The 22,362-nt window shown below is 69.3% G+C and carries 20 protein-coding genes; 7 read left to right on the plus strand and 13 right to left on the minus strand.

Annotated features, from left to right (window positions below):
• The first annotated feature begins 129 nt into the window (after positions 1-129).
• The 3 genes from apbC (at position 130) to H570_RS0105065 (ending at position 2,307) form a co-directional block, all read left to right on the plus strand.
• A complete protein-coding gene (gene apbC, locus H570_RS0105055; RefSeq protein WP_027079797.1) occupies positions 130-993 on the plus strand; it encodes an iron-sulfur cluster carrier protein ApbC in 864 nt (287 codons plus the stop codon).
• A gap of 179 nt (positions 994-1,172) precedes the next feature.
• The gene (gene dcd / locus H570_RS0105060) at positions 1,173-1,742 is read left to right on the plus strand and encodes a dCTP deaminase (protein ID WP_027079798.1); all 570 of its coding nucleotides are present in this window, start codon (positions 1,173-1,175) and stop codon (positions 1,740-1,742) included.
• A 52-nt stretch (positions 1,743-1,794) separates the two neighbouring features.
• Complete coding sequence (locus H570_RS0105065) at positions 1,795-2,307, plus strand: RDD family protein (protein WP_027079799.1); 513 nt, start codon at positions 1,795-1,797, stop codon at positions 2,305-2,307.
• 178 nt (positions 2,308-2,485) lie between these two features.
• Here the strand turns inward: H570_RS0105065 and H570_RS0105070 are convergent, their stop codons facing one another.
• The 3 genes from H570_RS0105070 to H570_RS0105080 form a co-directional block, all read right to left on the minus strand.
• A complete protein-coding gene (locus tag H570_RS0105070; protein ID WP_027079800.1) occupies positions 2,486-4,303 on the minus strand; it encodes a DUF885 domain-containing protein in 1,818 nt (605 codons plus the stop codon).
• A 67-nt stretch (positions 4,304-4,370) separates the two neighbouring features.
• Positions 4,371-4,802 carry an HIT family protein gene (locus H570_RS0105075; protein WP_036135289.1) on the minus strand — a complete coding sequence of 144 codons (432 nt, stop codon included), beginning with the start codon at positions 4,800-4,802 and terminating at the stop codon, positions 4,371-4,373.
• An 18-nt stretch (positions 4,803-4,820) separates the two neighbouring features.
• Positions 4,821-5,537: a dienelactone hydrolase family protein gene (locus H570_RS0105080; protein ID WP_051176144.1), complete on the minus strand. Its 717-nt coding sequence runs from the start codon at positions 5,535-5,537 to the stop codon at positions 4,821-4,823.
• A gap of 364 nt (positions 5,538-5,901) precedes the next feature.
• On the opposite strand from H570_RS0105080, the gene rimO reads away from it, so the two are divergent.
• Positions 5,902-7,284: a 30S ribosomal protein S12 methylthiotransferase RimO gene (gene rimO, locus H570_RS0105085; protein ID WP_027079803.1), complete on the plus strand. Its 1,383-nt coding sequence runs from the start codon at positions 5,902-5,904 to the stop codon at positions 7,282-7,284.
• Positions 7,281-7,685 carry a hypothetical protein gene (locus tag H570_RS0105090; protein ID WP_156899856.1) on the plus strand — a complete coding sequence of 135 codons (405 nt, stop codon included), beginning with the start codon at positions 7,281-7,283 and terminating at the stop codon, positions 7,683-7,685. Before rimO ends, H570_RS0105090 begins: the two co-directional genes overlap by 4 nt.
• A gap of 197 nt (positions 7,686-7,882) precedes the next feature.
• Here the strand turns inward: H570_RS0105090 and greB are convergent, their stop codons facing one another.
• From greB to H570_RS0105110, 4 genes are all read right to left on the minus strand, one after another.
• The gene (gene greB, locus H570_RS0105095; RefSeq protein ID WP_027079805.1) at positions 7,883-8,389 is read right to left on the minus strand and encodes a transcription elongation factor GreB; all 507 of its coding nucleotides are present in this window, start codon (positions 8,387-8,389) and stop codon (positions 7,883-7,885) included.
• 75 nt (positions 8,390-8,464) lie between these two features.
• A complete protein-coding gene (locus tag H570_RS0105100) occupies positions 8,465-8,887 on the minus strand; it encodes a hypothetical protein (protein WP_156899857.1) in 423 nt (140 codons plus the stop codon).
• 203 nt (positions 8,888-9,090) lie between these two features.
• Positions 9,091-9,603: a copper resistance protein NlpE gene (locus H570_RS18100; protein ID WP_169447736.1), complete on the minus strand. Its 513-nt coding sequence runs from the start codon at positions 9,601-9,603 to the stop codon at positions 9,091-9,093.
• 43 nt (positions 9,604-9,646) lie between these two features.
• The gene (locus tag H570_RS0105110) at positions 9,647-11,176 is read right to left on the minus strand and encodes a helicase HerA-like domain-containing protein (RefSeq protein WP_027079807.1); all 1,530 of its coding nucleotides are present in this window, start codon (positions 11,174-11,176) and stop codon (positions 9,647-9,649) included.
• A 114-nt stretch (positions 11,177-11,290) separates the two neighbouring features.
• Here H570_RS0105110 and H570_RS0105115 point away from each other — a divergent pair, with 114 nt between their 5' ends.
• Positions 11,291-12,859 (plus strand): transglycosylase SLT domain-containing protein, encoded by a 1,569-nt coding sequence (locus tag H570_RS0105115; RefSeq protein ID WP_027079808.1) that lies wholly within the window; start codon positions 11,291-11,293, stop codon positions 12,857-12,859.
• 601 nt (positions 12,860-13,460) lie between these two features.
• Here the strand turns inward: H570_RS0105115 and H570_RS0105120 are convergent.
• The 6 genes from H570_RS0105120 to H570_RS0105145 form a co-directional block, all read right to left on the minus strand.
• Positions 13,461-15,659 (minus strand): M3 family metallopeptidase, encoded by a 2,199-nt coding sequence (locus H570_RS0105120; protein WP_027079809.1) that lies wholly within the window; start codon positions 15,657-15,659, stop codon positions 13,461-13,463.
• Between the two features lie 401 nt (positions 15,660-16,060).
• Complete coding sequence (locus H570_RS0105125) at positions 16,061-16,600, minus strand: hypothetical protein (RefSeq protein WP_027079810.1); 540 nt, start codon at positions 16,598-16,600, stop codon at positions 16,061-16,063.
• Positions 16,601-16,699: 99 nt separating this feature from the next.
• A complete protein-coding gene (locus H570_RS18105; protein WP_051176146.1) occupies positions 16,700-17,245 on the minus strand; it encodes a DUF805 domain-containing protein in 546 nt (181 codons plus the stop codon).
• A gap of 211 nt (positions 17,246-17,456) precedes the next feature.
• On the minus strand, positions 17,457-19,121 hold the full coding sequence (locus tag H570_RS0105135; RefSeq protein ID WP_051176147.1) for a tetratricopeptide repeat protein: 1,665 nt from the start codon (positions 19,119-19,121) through the stop codon (positions 17,457-17,459).
• A 205-nt stretch (positions 19,122-19,326) separates the two neighbouring features.
• Positions 19,327-19,635 (minus strand): hypothetical protein, encoded by a 309-nt coding sequence (locus tag H570_RS0105140; protein ID WP_027079813.1) that lies wholly within the window; start codon positions 19,633-19,635, stop codon positions 19,327-19,329.
• A 1-nt stretch (position 19,636) separates the two neighbouring features.
• Positions 19,637-20,287 carry a HEPN domain-containing protein gene (locus tag H570_RS0105145; RefSeq protein WP_027079814.1) on the minus strand — a complete coding sequence of 217 codons (651 nt, stop codon included), beginning with the start codon at positions 20,285-20,287 and terminating at the stop codon, positions 19,637-19,639.
• 350 nt (positions 20,288-20,637) lie between these two features.
• Here H570_RS0105145 and H570_RS0105150 point away from each other — a divergent pair, with 350 nt between their 5' ends.
• On the plus strand, positions 20,638-22,350 hold the full coding sequence (locus tag H570_RS0105150) for a tetratricopeptide repeat protein (RefSeq protein WP_027079815.1): 1,713 nt from the start codon (positions 20,638-20,640) through the stop codon (positions 22,348-22,350).
• Positions 22,351-22,362: the final 12 nt, after the last annotated feature.

The following is a 22,362-nucleotide window of genomic DNA, read 5'->3' on the forward strand; positions in this document are numbered from 1 at the left end:
GGGTTGTCACGGCTGACTGTCGAAAGGCAGGCCGACTTTCCAGCCGGCCCGGAGCGTGGCTGGTTTTGCCCGCAGTCCCCAGGCGAGGGCGGCGCTAAACTTGTGGGCCGCCGTTGAAGGAGCCGTCTGTTGAACACCCACCGGAGGGTCAGCGCCCACGCCGTCCAGCCCAGCCTCAGCCCGCTGCCGCGGGTCCGCAACATCATCGCCATCGGTTCGGGCAAGGGCGGGGTCGGCAAGTCGACCACGGCCGTGAACCTGGCCCTGGCGCTGGCCGCCGAGGGTGCCCGGGTCGGGGTGCTGGACGCGGATGTGTATGGCCCGAGCATCCCGACGATGCTCGGCCTGTCGGGCCGTCCCGACAGCCCGGATGGCAAGACGATCGAGCCGATGCGGGCGCACGGGATCGAGGCGATGTCGATCGGGCTGCTGGTCGAACAGGACACGCCGATGATCTGGCGCGGACCGATGGCGACCTCGGCGCTCACGCAGCTGCTCGGCGAGACCCTGTGGGGTGGCGTCGACGGCGAACTGGACTACCTGCTCATCGACCTGCCGCCGGGTACCGGCGACATCCAGCTGACCCTGGCGCAGAAGATCCCGGTGGCCGGCGCGGTGATCGTGACCACGCCGCAGGATGTGGCCACGCTGGACGCGAAGAAGGCGCTGAAGATGTTCGAGAAGGTGCAGGTGCCGGTGCTGGGACTGGTCGAGAACATGGCCGTGCACGTCTGCACGAACTGCGGCCACGCAGAGCACATCTTCGGCCAGGGCGGCGGCGAGCGGATGGCCGCGACCTATGGCGTGCCGCTGCTGGGTTCGCTGCCGCTGGAGACCGGAATCCGCGAGCAGGGCGATGCCGGCACCCCGATCGTCGCGGCGATGCCCGGGTCGGCTGCGGCCGACGCCTACCGGCAGCTTGCCCGCAACGTCATCGCCGAACTGGACAAGCGCCCGCGCGCGGCGATGCCGATTTCCGCGTCGCTGCTGTAGGTCGGGGCTACGCCCCCGCCGGCAGGGTTGCGTCAGCATCCCGCCCGTCCCAGCAGCGCCCAATGGGCGCGATGGCTTTATCGGCGAAGCCTGGTCGCGCCCATGGGGTGCTCCTGCGGAGCAAGGCGTTGCCCCTACAATGTCCCGCTTCATTGACCTGCATCCGGGATCTTCTCCAAATGAGCATCAAGAGCGACCGCTGGATCCGCCGCATGTCCGAACAACACGGCATGGTCGAACCGTTCGAACCTCACCAGGTCAAGCACGCCGCAGACGGCCACCGCATCGTCAGCTACGGCACCTCCAGCTACGGCTACGACGTGCGCTGCTCGCGCGAATTCAAGGTCTTCACCAACATCAATTCCACCATCGTCGACCCCAAGGCGTTCGACCCGGGCAGCTTCGTCGACATCGAGTCGGACGTGTGCATCATCCCGCCGAACTCCTTCGCGCTGGCGCGCACGGTGGAGTTCTTCCGCATTCCGCGCGACGTGCTGGTGGTGTGCCTGGGCAAGAGCACCTACGCCCGCTGCGGGATCATCGTCAACGTGACCCCGCTCGAACCCGAATGGGAAGGCCACGTGACCCTGGAGTTCTCCAACACCACGCCGTTGCCGGCCAAGATCTATGCCGGCGAGGGCGTGGCGCAGATGCTGTTCTTCCAGTCCGACGAGGTGTGCGAGACTTCCTACAAGGACCGCGGCGGCAAGTACCAGGGGCAGACCGGGGTGACGCTGCCGCGCACCTGATCCACGTGCACATGACCGTGTAATCCAAACCAACCAGGCAGAGGGGAAACAGATGGACGAACAGAATCCTTATCGCGGGCCGGATGCGGCGGTAGCCGAGTTTTCTTCGGGCGATGAACTGGCCGGGCGCGGTGCGCGGCTCGGGGCCGCGATCATCGACGCCATCATCCTGATGGTGATCGTGATGCCGCTGATGTACATGGGTGGCTACTGGACGACGGCGATGGCGGCGGCCCAGGCTGGCGAGCAGGTTGGCCTGGGAACCACGCTGATGTGGGCGGTGGTCGGGCTGGTGGTCTTTGCGATCGTGCAGGGCATTCCGCTCAATGCAAGCGGCCAGACGTGGGGCAAGAAGGTGTTGAAGATCAAGATCGTCGACATGCAGGGCGGCAAGCCGCCGCTTGGGCGTTTGCTGGGCCTGCGCTACTTTCCGGTCCAGCTCGCGAGCAATATTCCCCTGCTCGGACCGGTGGTCGCGCTCGTGGACGTGCTGATGATCTTCCGCAACGACCGCCGCTGCGGCCATGACCTGATCGCCGGCACCCGCGTGGTGCACGCCGACTGAGTCCTGCGCAAGCTGGAAACCACGAAGCCCCGGGGTGTGAACTCCGGGGCTTCTTCGTTGTGGCGGCGATGTGGTCCTGCGTCAGGTTCGGGTGCGTGTTGTTGTTCGATCGCGCGCGCCGTCGCGACCTTACGGGCCCGCTGCGGGCCGCAGGCCTTCGGGCCGACGGAAGCCGCGGTCACTTCGCCGGTGTGGCGGAACCCGTACCCGCCGGCTGCCACAGCTTCGCCTCCGCCTTGCCGCCCATCATCTGCGCGCGCACCAGCGGCACCGGCGGGCCGCCGTAACCGAGGAACTGGTCGTGGAAGGCGCGCCAGGCGCTGCGGCCGCCGCGGGTCGAGGTCCAGTCCTGGCGCAGTTGCATGATCATCAGCTTGCCCATCGTGTAGTTGAGGTAGGCCGGGTCGTAGGTGCCGCGTGCGGCCTGCTGGCGCGCGTTGCCGGGGTCCTGGAAAGCCTTGTCGCGGAACATCTGCTCCGACTGCGCCACGGTCATGCCGCCGGTGTGCAGGCCGATCGCGGAGACGAAGCGCACGTCGCGCAACAGCGCGTTGCCGAGCTGGCCGATGTGGACTTCCGGAGTGGCGCCGTCGAGCCCGGCGTCGAACATCATCTCCTCGGCATAGTGCGCCCAGCCCTCGGCGAACGCGTAACCGACGAACAGCTGGCCGAACGTCCAGTCGGCGCGGTTGGAATGCAGGAACTGCAGGAAATGCCCCGGCCAGACCTCGTGCGCCGAAGTGAACAGCAGGTCGTCCTTGCCGGGCACGTACGCGTCCTGCTCGGCCTTCGGCCACGACGGGTCGGGCGGGGCGATGTAGTACACCGACGGCAGGTTCTTCTCGTACGGGCCGGGGATCTCGATGTAGGCGAAGTTCCAGCGGTTGAACGGCGGCGCCTCGGCGACTTCGGCCTGCTCGGTGCCGGGGATGCTGACCAGGTCCTTGTCGAGGATGAACTGGCGCAGCCCGGCCAGCTGCTTGCGCGCGCCTTCCACTGCGCCGCCTTCGGGCTTGTCGGCGTTGGCTTTCGCCACGCAGGCCTGCAGCGACTGCCCCTTGGCGAACTGCCCGCAGGCGGACTCGAGCGCAGCCAGGTTGCGCGCCAGGTCGGCCTCGCCGATCGCTTTCAACCGGTCCAGCGGGATGTCGACGCGCTCGGTGGCCGACAGCATCCGCGAGAACCTGTCCGCGCCGAGCGCGAAGTCCTGCGTGGCAGTGGGTTTCAGCGTGGCGAACCAGTCCGCCATGCCTTGCGCGGCCTTGACAGCGGCGGCGTTGCTGGCCTTGAAGCGTGCCTGCAGCGCGGCGTCGTCGACGCCGGCGAAGATTGCGGGCACCGAGTCGCGGAAGAACTCCGCATAGCCCTTGAAGGTGTTGGCGCCCAGGTCGACATAGGTCGCAGGCAGCGGCGGCTTCAGGTTGCCGCGGATCTGTTCGATCGCCTTGGGCAGCGCCTCCTGGTACTGCACGAACGCGGCCATGCGCTGCGGCAGCGGTGCGTACTGGCGGGTGAGGTACATGCTCGGCGACAGGTCGCCGGTGTACAGCCCCGGATTGCTGTGCGCAAAGCCCGACTCCTCGAGCCAGAACAGCTGGGCGTCGATCACCGCCAGCACGTAGTCGCGCTGGAAGCGCTGGGTGTCGTCCAGCCCGGGCTTGCCCGGCGCAGCGTCGGTGAACGCGGCGATGGTGTCGCGCTGCGCGTGCAGCCAGCCAATCGTGGCCTGCATCGATTCGGGGCTGTAGTCGGGCAGCCGGCCGTCGAACTCGTGCTTGCCCGCGTTGGCGGCGAAGACCGGGAAGAATTCGAAGTACTGCTCGATGAAACCGTCGACGGCCGGCTGCCACGCTGCATCGCCGGGAGTGCTGGCGGCAGCGTCCTGCGGGGCTGCCGGCGGCGTCGCGACCGGCTGCGGCGAGGGCTGGCGATCACAGCCGGCGAGCATGGCGACGGCGAGCGCGGCGGACAGGGTGACGGTCGGGATCGTGCGCATGGACGGCTCCAGGGGCGGTCAGGGCGAGCGGGAAGAAGCGTGCGGCTGCATGGCGCAGCCGGGGCGATCAGGCGCGAAGGTACTCGTTGAGCACGTTGATGCGTTCGACCAGCGCCTCCGGCGTGTACGGCCGCGCGGCGACCCGGCCCCACACCGGCGCCGGCCAAGCCGGGTCGTGTTCGAAGCGCGCGATCACGTGCACGTGCAGTTGCGGCACGAGGTTGCCAAGCGCGGCGACGTTGAGCTTGAACGGCGAGAACGCGTCGCGCAGCAGGCGCGAGGCCTGGTCGATCTCGTCGCCCAGCTGGCGCCGCTGCCCGGCGTCGAGGTCGATCAGTTCGCCGGCATCGACCACGCGCGGCACCAGCACCAGCCACGGGTAGTTGCTGTCGTCCATCAGGCGCAGTTCGCTGAGCGCGAACGAGGCGACCGGATGGGTGTCCGCCGCCAGCTGCGGATGCAGCTGGTAGCGGTCGTGGTGGGCGGGCTTGCGTGGCATGGCGGTCTCCGTGCGCTGCTAGTGCAACGCGTCGTGGAACAGTTGCAGCGTGCGTTCGTGGGCGAGCCGCGCGCTGGCGGGCTCCCAGGCGCGCGGATCGACGTCGCGGTTGAAGGCGTGGCCGGCGGGATACACGTGGATCGCCGCCGCCGGATACGCATCGCGATGCCTCGCGATGTCGGGCGCGGGAATGCTGCCGTCGCGCTCGCCGAAGTGGAACATCATCGGCGCGCGCAGGGGTTCGTCGAGGAACGACACGTTGCGGGCGCCGTAATAGCTCACCGCGGGCAGGCCGTGGCGGGTATTGGCGAGCAGGGCGACGCTGCCGCCCCAGCAGAACCCGACCACGCCGACCCGCGGCCGCTGCGGACCAGCGGCGGCTGCCGATGCCTCCCCGTGCGCGTTGTCCAGCGACGTGCGCAGGAACCGCGCGGCGGCGTCGACGATCGCGAGCGCCCTGTCGAATCCCAGCGCACCGACCAGCTCGCGTCCGCGCCGGAAGCCGTCCTCGCCGTAGTCGAGCTCGACGCCGCGTTCGACCGGATCGAAGAACGCCGGTGCCAGCGCCAGGAAGCCGTCGCGGGCATAGCCATCGGCCACCGAGCGCATGTGCGCGTTGACGCCGAAGATCTCCTGCACCACCACCAGCGCGCCGCGCGGCGCGCCGTCCGGCCGGGCCAGCCAGCCGCCGACAACGCCGATGTCCGGGACTTTGATGTCGATGTGCTGGCCCACGCGGCGGTCTCCGGTAGCTGGAAGGCATTCTAGCGCCGCGTGCGGGCAGCCCCGGCAACGGCGGCGCAGCGCGCGTTGTTGCCGAAGCGGCAGCCCGGCGGCGGCCGGGCAACTTCCCGAACGGGCTGAAGGCCAAGGTGGCCAGCGGTGCCAGGTTCGGGCGCTGCGAGTTCCTCGACTGAGGCCTGCAGGCAACTGCGTGAACCGGCAGGGGCGCCTTGGCGCCCCTGCTTTTTTGGCGAAACGCTCCCGCGCCGCCGCCGGGCCGTGAAGCGCGGAAGCGCGGAAGCGCGATGGCCGGGTGCGACAGGCCGGGCCGGCCCCGCCGCTATAATTGCCGGCCTTCACGCCTCGCAGTACCTGCATGTCCACGCCCGCCACCATCGCCAGCAACCCGCGCGTCGGCTTCGTCAGCCTCGGCTGCCCCAAGGCCCTGGTCGACTCCGAGCGCATCCTCACCCAGCTCAAGGTTGAGGGCTACGACATCGTCCAGACCTACGACGACGCCGACGTGGTGGTGGTCAACACCTGCGGCTTCATCGACTCGGCGGTGGCCGAATCGCTCGACGCGATCGGCGAGGCAATGGCCGAGAACGGCAAGGTCATCGTCACCGGCTGCCTGGGCAAGCGCGAAGACGTGATCCGGCAGGCGCACCCCGGCGTGCTGTCGATCAGCGGCCCGCAGGACTACGCCAGCGTGATGGGCGCGGTGCACAGCGCGCTGCCGCCGAAGCACGACCCGTTCATCGACCTGGTCCCGCGCCGCGCGATGGATGACGACATCGGCGTCAAGCTCACCCCGCACCATTACGCCTACCTCAAGATTTCGGAAGGCTGCAACCACCGCTGCAGCTTCTGCATCATCCCGTCGATGCGTGGCGATCTGGTCTCGCGCCCGGTCGACGACGTGCTGCGCGAAGCCGAACGGCTGGTGCGCGGCGGCGTGCGCGAACTGCTGGTGATTTCGCAGGACACCTCGGCCTACGGCGTCGACGTGCGCTACGCCGAGCGCGAATGGCGGGGCAGGGCTTACCAGACCCGGATGAAGGCGCTGTGCGAAGGCCTGTCCGAACTCGGCGTGTGGACCCGCCTGCATTACGTCTACCCGTATCCGCACGTCGACGACATCATCCCGCTGATGGCCGAGCGTAATGCCGAGGGCACGCCGAAGCTGCTGCCCTACCTCGACATCCCGTTCCAGCACGCCAGCCCGCGCGTGCTGAAGCTGATGAAGCGGCCGGGCGCGGTCGACAAGACCCTCGAGCGCATCCAGCGCTGGCGCGCGATCTGCCCGGACATCACCATCCGCTCCACCTTCATCGTCGGTTTCCCCGGCGAGACCGAGGCCGAGTTCGAGGAACTGCTGGACTTCCTCGACGAAGCGCAGCTCGACCGCGTCGGCGCGTTCGCCTACTCGCCGGTCGAGGGTGCCAGGGCCAACGACCTGCCGGACCCGGTCGACGAGGACGTGAAGCAGGAGCGCCTGGCGCGCTTCATGCAGCGCCAGGCGGATATTTCCACCGCGAAACTCGAAGCCAAGGTCGGCAGCGTGCAGCGCTGCATCGTCGATGCGATCGACGGCGAGCTGGCCATCGCGCGCTCGATGGCCGACGCGCCGGAGATCGACGGCCTGGTGCAGGTGCAGGACGGCCGCGACGCCGGCCTGCAGCCGGGTGAGTTCGTCGACGTGCGCATCATGGGCAGCGACGAACACGACCTGTACGGCGAAGTGGACTACAACGCGTGACGCCTCTGCCCGCGGCGGTGGCGTTGGCTGCGTTGCTGGCGCTGGCCGCCGCCGCGCAGGCGCAGGCGGCAGACCTGCTCAGCGGCAGCTACCGTCCCGCGGGCGAGCCGGCGGCGCCCGACATGCCCGCGCCCCTGCGCATCGAGGCGAATAGCGCCGGCTGGACCGCGTGGTTCGACGGCCAGCCGCAGCCGATGCAGGAGATGGGCTGGGCGGGCCTGGCGAAGCTGTTCCCTGGCGTTGCGGGCGGCCACGAGATCCAGTGCGGCGCCACCGGGCGGCTGGTGTTCTGCCACGTGCCTCGCGGCACACCGCTGCCGGAATCTGATGCGGTGTCGTCCACCGGCTACTTCACCGCCGACGCCAACGGCGGTGTGTACGAGCTCGAACGGCTGCCCTGAAGCGTGCAGGCCGCGCTCACGCTTTTGTAGGAGCGCACCTGGGCGCGATATGGCTCTACCCGCGCAACCCGTTCGTGCCCGAGCGCGCTCCCGCAAGGACACGGTTGGCATCCTGCAAACCGGTTCCCGTGGGAGCGGCTTCAGCCGCGGGATATTCGCGCGGGGGTATCAAAAGCCGTCGGGGGCGTAGCCCCGACCTACGGTTCGCCATAGTCCACGGCGACGATGAAGAACCGCCGCATGCCCCCCGGCAGCTGCGCCTCGAACTCGTCATCGATGCGCCTTTTCAGCATCGACCGCGCCAGCGGCGAGTCGATGCTGATCCAGCCCAGCTTCGCATCGGTTTCGTCGGGGCCGACGATGCGATGGCGCGACAGGTCGCCACTGGCGGCATCCTCGAGTTCCACCGTCGCGCCGAAGAACACCGCCTCGCGGTCCGTGGGCACCGTGTCCACCACGCGCAGCGTTTCCAGCCGCTTCGACAGATAGCGCACCCGGCGATCGATCTCGCCGAGCTGCTTCTTGCGGTAGGTGTACTCGGCGTTCTCCGAGCGATCGCCCTCGGCCGCGGCGGCGGCGAGCGCCTTCACCACTTCCGGGCGGCGCACCCGCCACAGGTCGTCGAGTTCGGCCTTCAGGCGCGCGTGCCCGGGCGCGGTAATCAGCGCGGTGCTTTTTTCAGCGGGTGGACGCCAGCGGGACATGCGACAACACGATGCAGGGCATCGTGTTATCGCAAAGTCGCCGTGGGCGCACAAGGCCCGCGGCGAGACGCCTGTTCAGGGCTTGCCGGCTTCCTGCACCAGCTGCTCAGCGGTGAACGGACCGGCGGCGATGGTGTCGGTGTGCGACGCCATCAGTCCGCGCAGCTCCAGGCTGGCCTTCATGCCGATCGCCAGGCCCTGTTGCCTGGCGATCGCGTCGGCCTTCCCGTCGCGCACCGGGTCATGATCGGGTGCGATGGCGATGTAGTCCCAGCTGTCGCCATCGAGGTGCGCGTACCACTGCGTGGGCTGGGCGCCGGCCTGCTTGGCGGCCGCTTCGCGCGCGGCCATCCACTTCAGGAACTCCGCATGCTTGCCGGGCGCGACCCGATAGAGGGAGACGATGGCGGTACTGTCCTGTGCGAGCACAGGGGATGCGACCGCCAGGATCGCAGTGCAAACCAGGACTGCGCGCAGTGCACGGCTGAAACGGTTCATGACGAACTCCTCTTGCGCCCTCGGCGCGGCGGCCGGCGAAAAGGGGGCGTCGGCGACGTCCGGCCACGGCGTCGGCGCGAACGGGCTGCCCCCGTCGCCCATGCGTCGGCACCAACGCCAGATCCCCTGCCCGACGGCCAATGCCGCGGCAGCCGGTGCTCCCCGCGGGATCCCGCGACTGGCGTGGCGCCCGCCGGGCCGCCTCAGCGGCTGCGATGCAGGCTGTAGTCCAGGCCGCTCTCGATCGCCTTGCCGTCGCCGTCTAGCATCCGCAGCTCGTCGTTCGACACGACTTCGTACAGGCGGTCCACTTCGTCCTTGCTGTTGGGGTCCAGGCGGATTCGCTTGCCCGCTTCCTCGACGGTCCAGGTGCCGGTGCTGTCGAAGCTGGCATCGCGCTCCTGGTAGACATCGTGGGTGGCGTAGCTGCCGTCGGCCTTGAGTTCGATGGTGCTGTCGATGCCCGGGCAGTCGGCGCAGGGCAGGGTGCCCTTGAAGCTGCCGGCGAACGCGCGCACGTCGAGGCCTTCCGGCGCGGGACTGTTGTCGACTTCCTTCAGCACGTCGGTGGCGGTGTCGTGGGCGGCCTCTGGCGCGACCGCCTCGGAAGGCGCCATGGCATCCGCAGGCGCCGCGGTGTCGCTGGAAGGCTTGCAGGCGGCCAGCGCAAGGGCGGCGGCGCACAGGCCGAGGGTGAACGCGGTGCGGTAGGTCATCGGATGCTCCATCGGGGGAATCGGTGTCGAGGCGGAAGGACGGTCAGCGCTTGCCGCCGAAGATGCTGCCCAGCACGCCGCGCAGGATCTGCCGGCCCATCTGGTTGCCCACGGTGCGCGCGGTCTGCTTGGCCATGGTCTCGATCATGCCCTGGCGGCGCTTGGTGCCGAACAGCGCGTCCTTGACCACGTCGCCCATGCCGCGCTCGCCGTCGTCGGCCTGTGCGCTGCGCGAAGGCTTCTGCGACGTCTTCGGTTCGGTCGCGGGCTCGGCGCGGCGCGCGGCGAGCATCTCCGCTGCCGATTCGCGGTTGACCGGCCTGTCGTATTTCGCGCCCACCGGGCTGCCGGCGCGCACGGTCGCGCGTTCGGCGTCGGTGATCGAACCCATCCGGCAGCGCGGCGGCGCGATGAGCGTCTTCTCGACCGGCATCGGCACGCCTTTGTCCTGCAGCGTCGACACCAGCGCTTCGCCGGTGCCGAGCTGGCCGATCGCCTTGGCCACGTCGAGGTCGGGATTGGAAACGAAGGTTTCGGCCGCGGTCTTCACCGCCTTCTGGTCGCGCGGCGTGAACGCGCGCAGCGCGTGCTGCACGCGGTTGCCGAGCTGGCCAAGGATGTTGTCGGGCACGTCGTCGGGGAACTGCGAGCAGAAGTACACGCCCACGCCCTTGGAACGGATCAGCCGCACCACCTGTTCGATGCGCTGCTGCAGCGCGGGCGGGGCGTCGTCGAACAGCAGGTGCGCCTCGTCGAACACGAACACCAGCTTCGGCTTGTCCAGGTCGCCCACTTCCGGCAGCTGCTCGAACAGCTCCGACAGCAGCCACAGCAGGAAGCTCGAATACAGCCGCGGCTTCATGATCAGCTGGTCGGCGGCGAGGATCCCGATCACGCCGCGTCCGTCGGGCGTGGTGCGCATGAGGTCGGTCAGTTCCAGCGCCGGTTCGCCGAAGAACAGGTCGCCGCCCTGCTGCTCGATCTGCAGGATCGCGCGCTGGATCGCGCCCACCGACTGGGTGCTGATCAGCCCGTACTTGCCGGAGATTTCCTTGCGCGTCTCGCTGGCGTGGGCCAGCAGGGCGCGCAGGTCGGAAAGATCGAGCAGCAGCCAGCCGTTGTCGTCGGCCAGCTTGAAGACGATCTCCAGCACGCCCGACTGGGTGTCGTTGAGTTCCAGCATCCGCGCCAGCAGCGTCGGCCCGATTTCGCTGACCGTGCTGCGCACCGGATGGCCGAGCTTGCCGTACAGGTCCCAGAAGATCACCGGGCTGGCTTCGGAGGTGTAGCCGTCGATGCCGATTTCGGCGATCCGCGCCTGCAGTTTCTCGTTCAGCGCACCGGCCGCGGCGAGGCCGGCGACGTCGCCCTTCACGTCGGCCATGAATACCGGCACGCCGATCCGCGAGAAGCCTTCGGCGATGGTCGTCAGGGTGACCGTCTTGCCGGTGCCCGTGGCGCCGGCCACCAGCCCGTGGCGGTTGCCGAATTTCGGCTGCAGCCAGACCTTGCCCTGGCTCGCGGGCAGCGACGTGGGCGTGGTGACGGCCTTGCCGACGAGAATGGGGTCCATCGCGTTGCCTCAGCGGAAGATGTGGCGATTCTAGCGAAGGCGAACGGTTGCCGCGCTTCATCCCGCGACGCTACCCTGCGTGTCGTCATCATTTTCCGGAACGTCTTGCACCTCATGCCCGTCCTTGCCGTCTCTTTCGCCCGCTGGGCGCCGCTTGCCGCCATTGCCTTGTCCGTTCTGTCCTTCGACGCCGCCGCGCTGTCAAAACGCGATGCCGCCGCCGTCGACACCCTCAACCAGCGCATGGCTGCCGCCGAGCAGCGCTACCGCGAAGCGCTGGTGAAGGCCGGCAACGCCGAGCCCGGGGCGATCGAACAGAGCAACGCCGCAATCGAGGACATGGAAGACGTCGTCGCGGCCTGCATGAAGCAGAAGGGCTGCCAGCTCAACGACCAGATGGCGGCGTTCAAGCGCCTGCTCAAGCTCAACGCCGATGCCGAGGCGGCCGGCGATGCGGACTGGGAGGACGACGGCGACCCGATGGACCCGGATCCCGACCATGCCGATGACGTCGGCCTGGCCGCCGACGTGCCCGAAGCCGCGCGCGCGGCCTCTTTGCTTGACGACCGTGGCCACCGCTTCGACCGCATGGTGCAGTACAACCCCGCGGTACAGGCCGGCATCCGCCGCTGGCTCACCGACATGCGCCCGTCGCTGATGGACAGCTACGAGAACTACGAATACCTGCGCCAGACCATGTGGCCGTCGTTCGAACGTGCCGGCCTGCCCGAGGCGCTGCTGTTCGGGATCATGGCCAAGGAGTCCAACGGCAAGGTCCACGCCACTTCGCGCGCCGGCGCGGCCGGGCCGATGCAGTTCATGTACGCCACCGGCAAGCGCTTCGGCCTGGGCGACGACGGCTCCGGCTTCGACACCCGCTACGACCCGCGCGCCGCGGCCGAGGCCAGCGCCGCCTACCTCAACGAGCGCCTGGGGCAGCTCAACCACAGCATCGAGATGTCGCTGGCGGCCTACAACGGCGGTGAGGGCAGGGCGCTGCGCGTGTACCAGGGCAGCGGCGGCCGCGGCTTCTGGGACGCCGACGTCTACAACCAGTTCCCCGCCGAAACCCGCGACTACGTGCCGATGGTGATCGCCGCGGCGTGGCTGTTCCTGCACCCGAAGCAGTACGGCCTGCACTTCCCGCGCGTGCGCACCCGCCCGGACCAGCTCAAGCTGGAAAAGCCCGCGTCGATCTACGAACTGACCATCTGCCTCGGCAACGGCGGCACCCGTGACGGCTTCATGCGCGTGTTGCGCAACCTCAACCCGCGTTACCAGGCCGACAGCTGGCTCCCGGCCGGCACCACCCTGCGCGCGACCGCGCAGATCGCCGGCCTCTACAACCGCCACTGCGTCCACGGCGCCCGCGCCGAACTCGCCCGGCAACTGGTGATGAGTAACCCGGCGGCGGCCGTGGTCAGCGTCGGCGCGGCCACCCCGATCACCGGCGGACCGACGGTGACTCCGATGGCCGCAGGCCCGACCACCGTCGCCACCGGTGTCGCGACCCCCGCCGCCAGGCCGCGCGAACACCGCGCCGTCCGCGGCGACACCCTGGTTTCGATCGCGCAGCGGTATTCCTGCGATGCCAAGGTGCTGGCTAGGGCCAATGGCCTCAAGGCCCCGCGCTACGCGATCCACCAGGGGCAGCGGCTGAAGCTCGAGGGCTGCGCGAAGTAGCACCAGGGTCGCTGGGGCCCTTCACGGATGCGGAAGCAGGGTTGCCTGTCGGGCAATCGCCGCTGCGGCTCCAGCCTCTTGCCGACTGTGGGAGAGCGGCTGGGGTGGAGTGTTCCATGCCCTGGGGCACATACCTGATCTTCTTCCGGCCGGGGAATGAGGGATCGGTCTTGTTTGATTGCATGCCGCGCTGGCCCCGTGCGGGTCCCGGCGCGGCCGGCAGGCCTTCGGGGTGAATGTCCTCCGGCATCCGCCTTGCGGCGCATGCCTCCTCCTTGATTTCACCCCGAAGGCCCGCCGGCCACTTCGGGCCGATCGGATTGCAGGCTCGCCGGGAAATTGGGCGCCTGCCTTGCGCGTGTGGAGCCACCGGCAAGCCGGAATGCGGATGCGAGTGTCCCTGGTTGCGAAATCAAGAGGGAGGCGTCGGCCACAGGCCGGCACCGGAGGACATTCGCGTCCAGAGGCACTCGCATCCGCACGCATCCGCGCCTGCGCTTCGCATCTCGCGGATGCAGCGTTTTCCGGAGTCGGAAGAAGGTCCAAAAAAAACCGCCCGGCATGACCCGGGCGGTTCCGTTTCCGGCAGGAGCGGCGATCCTCAGCCGTCGTTGCCCGCGTCGTCCGCGGCTTCGGCCGGCGCTTCCATCAGGCCACGCTTGATCAGCAGCGGCTTGATGTCAGGTCCGTGCCCGGTGAAGTCGACGAACAGCTGCGAGGCGTCCTTGCTGCCGCCGCGCGACAGCAGGGTGTCGCGGAAGCGGTCGCCGTTCTCGCGCTTCAGGCCGCCGTTGTCCTTGATCCACTGGGTGGTGTTGGCGTCCAGCACTTCCGACCAGATGTAGGCGTAATAGCCCGCCGCGTATCCGCCCATGATGTGGCTGAAATACGGCGTGCGGTAGCGCGGCGGCACCGGCGCGTACGCGATGCCGTCCTTCGCCAGCGCCGTGGCCTCGAACGCCATGATCGAACCCGCATCCGGAATCTGGTCTGCCGGCAGCTGGTGGTAGCTCTGGTCCAGCATCGCCGCGCCCAGGTACTCGGTGGTGGCGAAGCCCTGGTTGAACTTCTGGCTCGCCATCACCTTGTCCAGCAGCGCCTGCGGCATCGCCTCGCCGGTCTGGTAGTGCTTCGCGTAGTTGGCGAGGATGCTCGGCCAGTCGGCCCACATCTCGTTGACCTGCGACGGGAACTCGACGAAGTCGCGCGGCACGCTGGTGCCGCTGAAGTACGGGTACTCCACGTTGGAGAACATGCCGTGCAGCGCGTGGCCGAACTCGTGGAACGTGGTGGTCACCTCGTCCCAGGTCAGCAGCGTCGGCTTGCCGTCGGCGGGCTTGGGGATGTTGAGGTGGTTGGCCACCACCGGCTTGGTGCCCATCAGCCCGGACTGGCTGACGTAGCTGTTCATCCACGCGCCGCCGCGCTTGGACGCGCGCGCGTACGGGTCGAAGATGAAGATCGCCAGCTGCGAGCCATCCTTGTCCATCACGTCGTAGGTGAACGTGTCGGGGTGGTACTTCGGCAGGTCGGTGCGCTCCTTGAAGCTGATCCCGTACAGCTGGTTGGCGGCGAAGAACACGCCGTTCTCCAGCACGTTCTTCATCTCCAGGTACGGCTTGAGCTGCGACTCGTCGAAGTCGTACTTGGCCTGGCGCACTTTTTCCGTATAGAACGCCCAGTCCCACGGCTCGAGCTGGAACGTCGGCTCGCCCTTGGCCTTCTGTTCCTGGTCGATCATCGCCTGCAGGTCGGCCGCTTCCTTCTTCGCGTTGGCCACCGCGGCCGGTGCCAGCTTGCCGAGCATGTCGTTGACGGCCTGCGGCGTCTTCGCCGTCTCGTCGTCGAGCACGTAGGCGGCGTAGGTGTCGAAGCCGAGCATCTTCGCCTTCTCGGCGCGCAGCTTGAGTACCTGCGCGACGATGCCGGTGTTGTCGTATTGGTTGCCGCGGCTGTTGCGCACCACCGAGGCCTTGTGGATGCGCTCGCGCAGTGCGCGGTTGGTCAGCTGCGACAGCGGCGGCTGGCCGGTGGTGTTGAGCAGGGTGATGACGTACTTGCCGTCGAGCTTGCGTTCCTTCGCTTTCTCGGCGGCGGTGGCGATCTGCTCGTCGGTCAGGCCGTCGAGCTGCGCCTTGTCGTCCACCACCACGGCCGAGTCGTTGACCTCGGCCAGCACGTTCTGGCTGAACTGCGTGCCCAGCTTGGCCAGCTGGCCGTTGATGTCCTTCAGGCGGGCCTTGTCGGCATCGCCCAGGTTGGCGCCGCCGCGGACGAAGTCGGTGTAGTAGCGCTCCACCAGCCGCTCGCCCTGCGCGTCCAGGCCCAGCGACGCGCGCTGGTCGTACAGCGACTTGATCCTCGCGAACAGCTTCGGGTCGAGCCGGATCGCGTCGCCGTGCGCGGAGAACTTCGGCGCGTACTCGGCGCGCAGCTTCTCGCGCGCCGGATTGGTGTCGGTGCCGACCAGGTTGAAGAACACGGAGGTGGCGCGGTCAAGCTCGCGGCCGGACTTCTCCAGCGCGATGATCGTGTTGTCGAACGTCGCCGGCTCGGCGTTGTCGGCGATCTTGCGCACTTCGGCCAGCTGCCCGGCCATGCCGCGGTCGAACGCCGGGGCGAAATCGCTGTCGGCGATCTTGTTGAATTCGGGGTAATGCAGCGGCAGCGGGCTGTCGGCGGCGAACGGGTCGGCGTGGGCGGCAATGGCGGCCTTTTCGGGCATGGCGGAGTCCTGGGCAAAAGCGGGCGCGGCGACGGCCATGGCGACGGCCAGCGCAGCGGCGAGCGGGTGCTTCATCGGGGGTGTTCCTCATCGAATCGGACTTAGAAGCCTACCGTATGCCGCCTCCCGCAGCCGCATGCCCAAAGGCACAAGCCCCGACCGCACCGGATCAAGCCCCCGATTCAACCCCCTCCCGCCCCGCGGCAGAGGGGGCGCGCGTTCGAACCGCGCGGGAGACCGCCTTGCAATCCTTTCCCGCTTCGCGGGAGAGGGAGGCGCAGAGCGCCGGGTAAGGGCCCGGCGCTTCGCCCGAGCCCTCCCGCCCCCGCGGCCCGACAAGGGGCATCCACCCCCGAAAAGAACCCCGGGATCGCCGCTTTTTGCGCCACATCCACCCCGGGAACGGCATCACTCCCGATCCTGCCCCCTGGCGCTGCCGCTTCTTCCGGCCCGGGGTTCCCACGGCCCTTCAGTCTTCACCAGATATCCATGTCGAGATCGAACGACTCCTGGATCCCCCGCGCGACGTTCTCCTCGAAGTGCTTCTTGAACGCGCCGCGCTTGCGGGCAGCTTCCGCGGAGCGGTCGTGTACGCGGACAACGCGGCCCGCGTCCAGGCTGAAGTCCAACACGGTCTCGAACGCGCTGGCCTTCTGGTAGCCCATGTGGATGTAGCACTCGCGAACGAAGCCGCTGGCCAGGCGCAGGCTGCCGGTGTAATCGACGGGGATCCGCAGGTCCTTGTAGCTGCAGGTGGCTTCGCGTGCGTCCGCAACGGGCTGGATGCCGCCAATCGGCAAGTACCGGCCGTCGCGCTCCCGCAGGGTCATCTCGACCAGGAAAAGCCGGTCGTCTTCGATGGCGTAGGTACAGAAATAGCCCCGGTAGCATGCGGTACTGATCATCGCCGGCGTCATGCCGAAGTCCTGCGGGGTGATGGGTTCGGCCGCGATCAGGCCGATCAGGTCGTAGTCCTCGCCGCGATACAGGACGGTGTCGGTGGTTTGGGCGGTCATGGTGGGTTCCCCTGTGGCGTGGAAGAGGTTGATGACCCGTAAGCGTCGCATTTGTTGCGACCCTGCACGCCGGCCCCAGGGCGCGGTGGGCGGGCTGGCTCAAACCTCAGCCGCCGCCGGCTCGCCCGCCTTGGTCGGGTAGGTCAGCAGGTACAGCAGCACCAGGATGCCGCCCACCGGCGCCAGGCTGATGAGCTGCCACCAGGGGTTGAGGCCGGCATCGCGCAGGCGGCGGGTGCAGGCGGCGATCCATGGCAGCAGCACCGCCAGCGAGGCGATCTGCAGCGGCAGCGGACCGGTCACCTCGGCGAGCAGTTCCGCGAACGCGAGCACCATCGCCACGGCAAGCGCGAACCACCAGAAGTCCGCGCGCCGGGTGGTGCCGGTGAACTCCAGGCCGCGCAGCACGCCTTCGCGCATGGCCCTGAGCGCCGGCTGGCTGGGGGTCGGGTCGCCCACCAGCAGGCTCTCGGCCGGCACCTCGAAAACGGCGGCCAGTGCCCGCAGGGATTCGGTCGAGATCTTCGCGCCCGATTCCAGGCGCTGGATGGTCCGCAGGTTCAGGCCGCTGAGGCTGGCCAGTTGTTCCTGCGACCACTGGCGGGCGGTGCGCAGTTCCCGCAGTCGGGCGCTGTCGATGTGCATGGATGCTCCTGGGCATCGGGGCTCGGGTGGCCGCCATCATCCCGCCGCAGGCGGTGCGTGCGTGACGACAGGGGGCCGACACGGGCACGACACCGGGGCGGCTGGGCGCTGTCGGGCCGGGTGAATCCCGTGGCGCGAGGCGATTGAAGGCGACGGCGCCAGTTTCACGCGTTCGCAGGAATGGCGGCCATGGTCGTTCCGCGGCGCCTGCTCAGCGGATCTCCAGCGCCTCGCGCCCCCAGGCCTCGGCCGCCTGCCGGCGCGGGCCGTCCTTCGAGATGGCCAGCAGATGGTCGAGCATGCTGCGCGCGCGTGCGCGATCGCCGCTGGCGAGCGCGGCGCGGGCGGCGCCGAGCAGGCTGTTGAAGCGTTCGGGGCAGGCCTTCAGGGCGCGGTCGTAGGCGGCCAGCGCCGCGGCGGGCTGGTGCTGCTGCATCAGCAGGTCGCCGAGCTGCTCCTCGGCCGGCAGGGTGGGGCCGGGCGTGACGGCGTGCTTGGGCGTCGCGGCCTCCAGCGCGGCGGCCTGCGCGAGCAGGTCGCGTGCGCGCGCCGTCTCGCCCAGCGCCTGCGCGCGCCAGCCTTCCACTGCCAGGCGCAGCACGCGGATGCTGCGGGCGAACAGGTCCTCGCCACTGGCCCGCGCCGCGTCTTCCAGCTGCGCCAGCCGCGCGACCGCGGCCTGCGCGCCCTCGGCGTCGCCCTGCCTGGCCGCGCCGACGCCGCGTGCGAACCAGGTGACGCCCTCGGGCCAGGGGGATTTGTCCCACGCCAGCGTATCGGGCACGCGGGCGGGAAGGGCGGCGGCGGATGCCCAGTCGCCGCGCTCCAGCGCGTAGCGCGCGGCGGTGGAGGAGAGGTGGAAGGCGGTCTTGAAGCTGGGCTCCAGCCGCGGCGTGTCGTGGAGGCGGCGCAGCTGCGCGAGCGCGTTGGCGTCGTCGCCCTGCTGCAGGCAGGCGTAGACCATGTACTCGATGGCGTGGGCGAACTCGTCCCAGACGTACTGGCCCTGGTCGCCGGCCGGGTGCGCCAGCGCGGCCTGCGCGGCGCGCTGGTTGCCGCGGATCACCGCGGGCCAGTCGCCCAGGCGGGTGTAGATGTGGGTGGGCATGTGCAGCGCATGCGGGTTGTCGGGGGCGATGGTTTCGTACTTGCGCACGATCCCGAGCAGCTCGCGCTCGCGCCCCGGCGTGTCGTTGGCGTGCACCAGGTAGTGCATCGCGCCCGGGTGGTCGGGATTGCGCTCGTAGACCGGCAGCAGCAGGGCGGCGGCGCGGTCGGCATTGACGCGGGCGTCCTGGTTGGCCGGCGCCACCGCGAGGATCGCCAGCGCGTGGAAGACGATGGCCTCGTCGTCGCCCGGGAACTGTGCGTGCACGCGTTGCGTCGCCGCCTCCCAGCGCTTGATGCGGTCCCAGTAGCCCGGTTCGCCGGTGTTGTCGAAGAACGCCGCGGCGGCATCGATGAAACCCCGCTCGCGTGCCGTGGGCGGCCTTGCGGCGCGTGCGGCCGCCACCTCATCGCTGCCGCGCGCGAGGTCGGCGGGCGTCGGCCGCGTCGGCCACAGCGGCTGGAACAGCGTCATCGCCACGCCCCAGTGCGCCATCGCGCAATCCGGCTCGCGCGCGGCAATGGCGGCGAACGCGGCGCGTGCCTGCGGATACGTCATGTGGTGCAGCAATGCCAGCGCCTGGTCGAAATCGCGCCGTGCCGGCGCGCTGCACGACACCGGGAAATGCACCTTGCCGAGCGCGTGCCCCCAATGCGCCTGTGCCTGTGCCTGCGCCTGCGCGGCCGGCAGCACCGCGACCACGGCGAGCAGGAGGGCGGCGCAACAGCGCAGCCTGGATGAAGGCGGGCGTCGCGGCGGCATGGCCATTGCCATCCTCCTGCAGGCGATTCGCGGGTAATCGGGGAAACGAGGAGCCAGCGCGCGCGAGGCCAATCGGGGCATGGCGGGCGGACGGCCGGGGCCGGCCTGGAGTCGTCGGGTTTTCCGGGCGATCCATCGAGCCCGCAACGGCCAGCCAGTGGTTCCCGCCTGCCTGGCTTCGCGCCTTGCCCCAGGCCGGATGTCGAACGGCCTAGCGATCGAAACGGCGCAGGAGGCGACGTGTGACCAGGAACACCGCGACCGGAACCAGGGCCAATGCCGCGATGGCGACGAGGATCGCAGCCGGCGCGGGCAGGCCGGCGGCGAATGACAGCGCGAAGGAGAGGCCGCGCACCGCGGCGACCGGGCTGACGGACGCCAGCAGGCCCGCATTGTCGGGCGCGCCGGAGAACAGCAGGCACAACGCGCCAAAGGCGGCGATTGCCGCGATGGAGGAAATCACCACGCTCTTGCGCACGAACAGGACTCCACTGGAGAAGGCCGCCTGGCGACCGTGCATCTCACCCTGCCAGCAGCGGAAACGCAATCTCCCCGAAGTCCGCCACCCCGCCTTCCATCATGAGCAGGATCACCGTGGGTACCAGCGCGCCCATGATGCGGGCGGCGTCACCGACCTGGGCACGGTTGGCGGCGCCGTTCCAGGTGGCGCCGCCGTGCACCAGCTGGTTGCGCAGCACGTGGAGGCGATCGAGGACGATGGACAGCAGCACCGCGGTTTCCTGCGCCATCAACGCCTTCATCGCCACGCGCTTGCTGCCGGCGAACTGTTCGGCCCAGCGTTCGCTGGAATCATGCTCGCGAAGGGCTTTCCAGAACGGTTCGAAGACGAAGCGGTTCTCGACCAGGGTGCGGATGGGGCCGGTGAACTGGTCGTAGAGGACGTGGTGCAGGCGGTGCCCGGGGTCGATGGCGAGCAGCTGGGCGACGAACATGCGGGCCTGCTCGCGTTCGCTGTGTTCGAAGCTGAATTCGCTGGCGTAGGCGGCGTTGAAGGCGATCCAGAGGAACAGGAAGCGGGCGTCGGGATCGCCGGTTTCCCGTTCGGCGCGGGCGAGCCAGCTGATCGCGCGGTGGATGCGCACGCGCAGGGCTTCGGGCTGGGCGTCGCGGATGCCGCGGTGGCGGGCCTTGAGTTCGGCGGCGGTGGGCATGTTTCGCTTCCCCGGGGCGAAAACGGCAGGGTAGTCCGCGCCGTCCGCCGGGGCACTGCTACTTTTTCCCGGCCGGGATGCCTGCGGCACGGCGGCCATTCGTCGGATTTCCGCAACGCGGTCGCGACGCGCGGCCTGCCGGCGCAACGATTCTCGTTGCCTTCCCTGACCGGTAGCCGGGTTCCCCTGTTCCGGGTGTCACCCCTCGTGGCACCAGGATGCCTGGCTGCCGGTCATCGCGCCTGCGCGGGCGCTGCCGGGCCTGGCTGGGGTCCGGTTGCGGCGGGCTGTCGCGCCGGCGGGCGCGGAAGCCAGGGTCCAGCCGTTCATCTTTCCTTGCGAGGTACTGCATGAACAAGCCAAGACCCTTCGTGCTTCCGTTCGCCGCGGCATTGCTGGGGCTCGCGATTGGCGCTTGCAGGCAGGCCGAAACGCCAGTAGCCGCGGCAGTGCCGGCGCCCGCCGTGTCGCCGCCGGAGATGGCGTTGATCGGCGCCAACCTGCTTGAAGGACTCGGCAACCACCACTTCCCGGTCAGCAGCACGCATCCCGAGGTGCAGCGCTGGTTCGACCAAGGCCTGATGCTGGCCTTCGGCTTCAACCATGACGCCGCCGAGCGTTCGTTCCTCAAGGCCACCGAACTCGACCCCGCGTGCGCGATGTGCTGGTGGGGAGCGGCGCTGGTGCTCGGGCCGCACGTCAACGCGACCATGGACCCGCAGGACAACGCGGATGCCTGGTCGCGCCTGCAGCGTGCGCGGACGCTCGCACCGAAAGCGAGCGAACGCGAACGCGCCTTCATCCAGACGCTTTCCGCGCGCTACGCAGACAACCCGCCGGAAGACCGTCGGGCGCTGGACGAAGCGTATGCCGCGGCCACGCGCGAGCTGGTGCGGCAGCGTCCCGACGACCTGGACGCCGCGGTGCTCCATGCCGAGGCGATGATGGACCTGCAGCCCTGGGACTATTACGACGCGCAGTACAGGCCCAAGGGCCATACCGCGGAAGTCGTCTCGACCCTGGAATCGGTCATGTCCCGCGACCCCGACCATGCCGGCGCGCTGCACTTGTACGTGCACGCGGTGGAGGCTTCGGCCAATCCGGAGCGCGGCGCGGCGGCGGCCGACCGCCTGCGCACGCTGGTTCCCGGCTCCGGCCACCTGGTGCACATGCCCTCGCACATCTACGCGCGGGTGGGCCGCTGGCACGACGCGGTGCTGGCCAACCAGCGCGCGGTCGAGGCCGACGATGCCTACCTGGCCGTGTGCCGCGGCAACACCCAGGGCGTGTATCCGCTGGGATACGTGCCGCACAACCATCATTTCCTGTGGTTCGCGTCGAGCATGGAAGGCAACGGCGCGCTTGCGCGCGAGGCCGCGGCGAAAGCCGCCGAGCGCACCGACCTGCCCGAACTGATGCGCGAGGAAGGCTTCGCCGGCCTCCAGCATTACTGGATGACGCCGTGGTTCGACCGGGTGCGTTTCGGCCGCTGGGACGAGATCGCCGCGGCAGGCAATCCGGCGCCGGACCTGCCCTACGTCACCGCGATCTGGCACTACGCGCAGGGCATGGCGGCGGTGCGGCAGTCACGCATGGACGATGCGCAGCGACATCTCGACGCGCTACGCCGCCACGCCGTTGATCCGGCGATGGAAAAGCTCACCATGTGGGACCGCTATCCGCTGGCGCATGCGGTGAAGATCGCCGAACGCAGCGTCGCCGCGGAGCTGGCGGCCGCGCGCGGCGAGCATGCGGCCGCGATTTCGGCGCTGCGCGAAGCGGTCGCGATCGAGGACGCGATTCCTTACGACGAGCCGCCGGGCTGGCACGCGCCGGTCCGGCACACGCTGGGCGCGGTGATGCTGGATGCCGGGCGCGCGGGCGAAGCCGAGCAGGTCTATCGCGAGGAGTTGCAGCGCAATCCGGGCAACGGCTGGTCGTTGTTCGGGCTTGCGCGGAGCCTGGAGTTGCAGGGAAAGACCGGTGAAGCCGCCGCGGTGCGGAAAGATTTCGACAGGGCGTGGGCCAATGCCGATATCCGCCTCGTTGCATCGCGGCTGTAGCGAAGGAGCCAT

This window comes from Luteimonas mephitis DSM 12574, from assembly GCF_000422305.1.
In the GTDB taxonomy this organism is placed as follows: Bacteria; Pseudomonadota; Gammaproteobacteria; order Xanthomonadales; family Xanthomonadaceae; genus Luteimonas; species Luteimonas mephitis.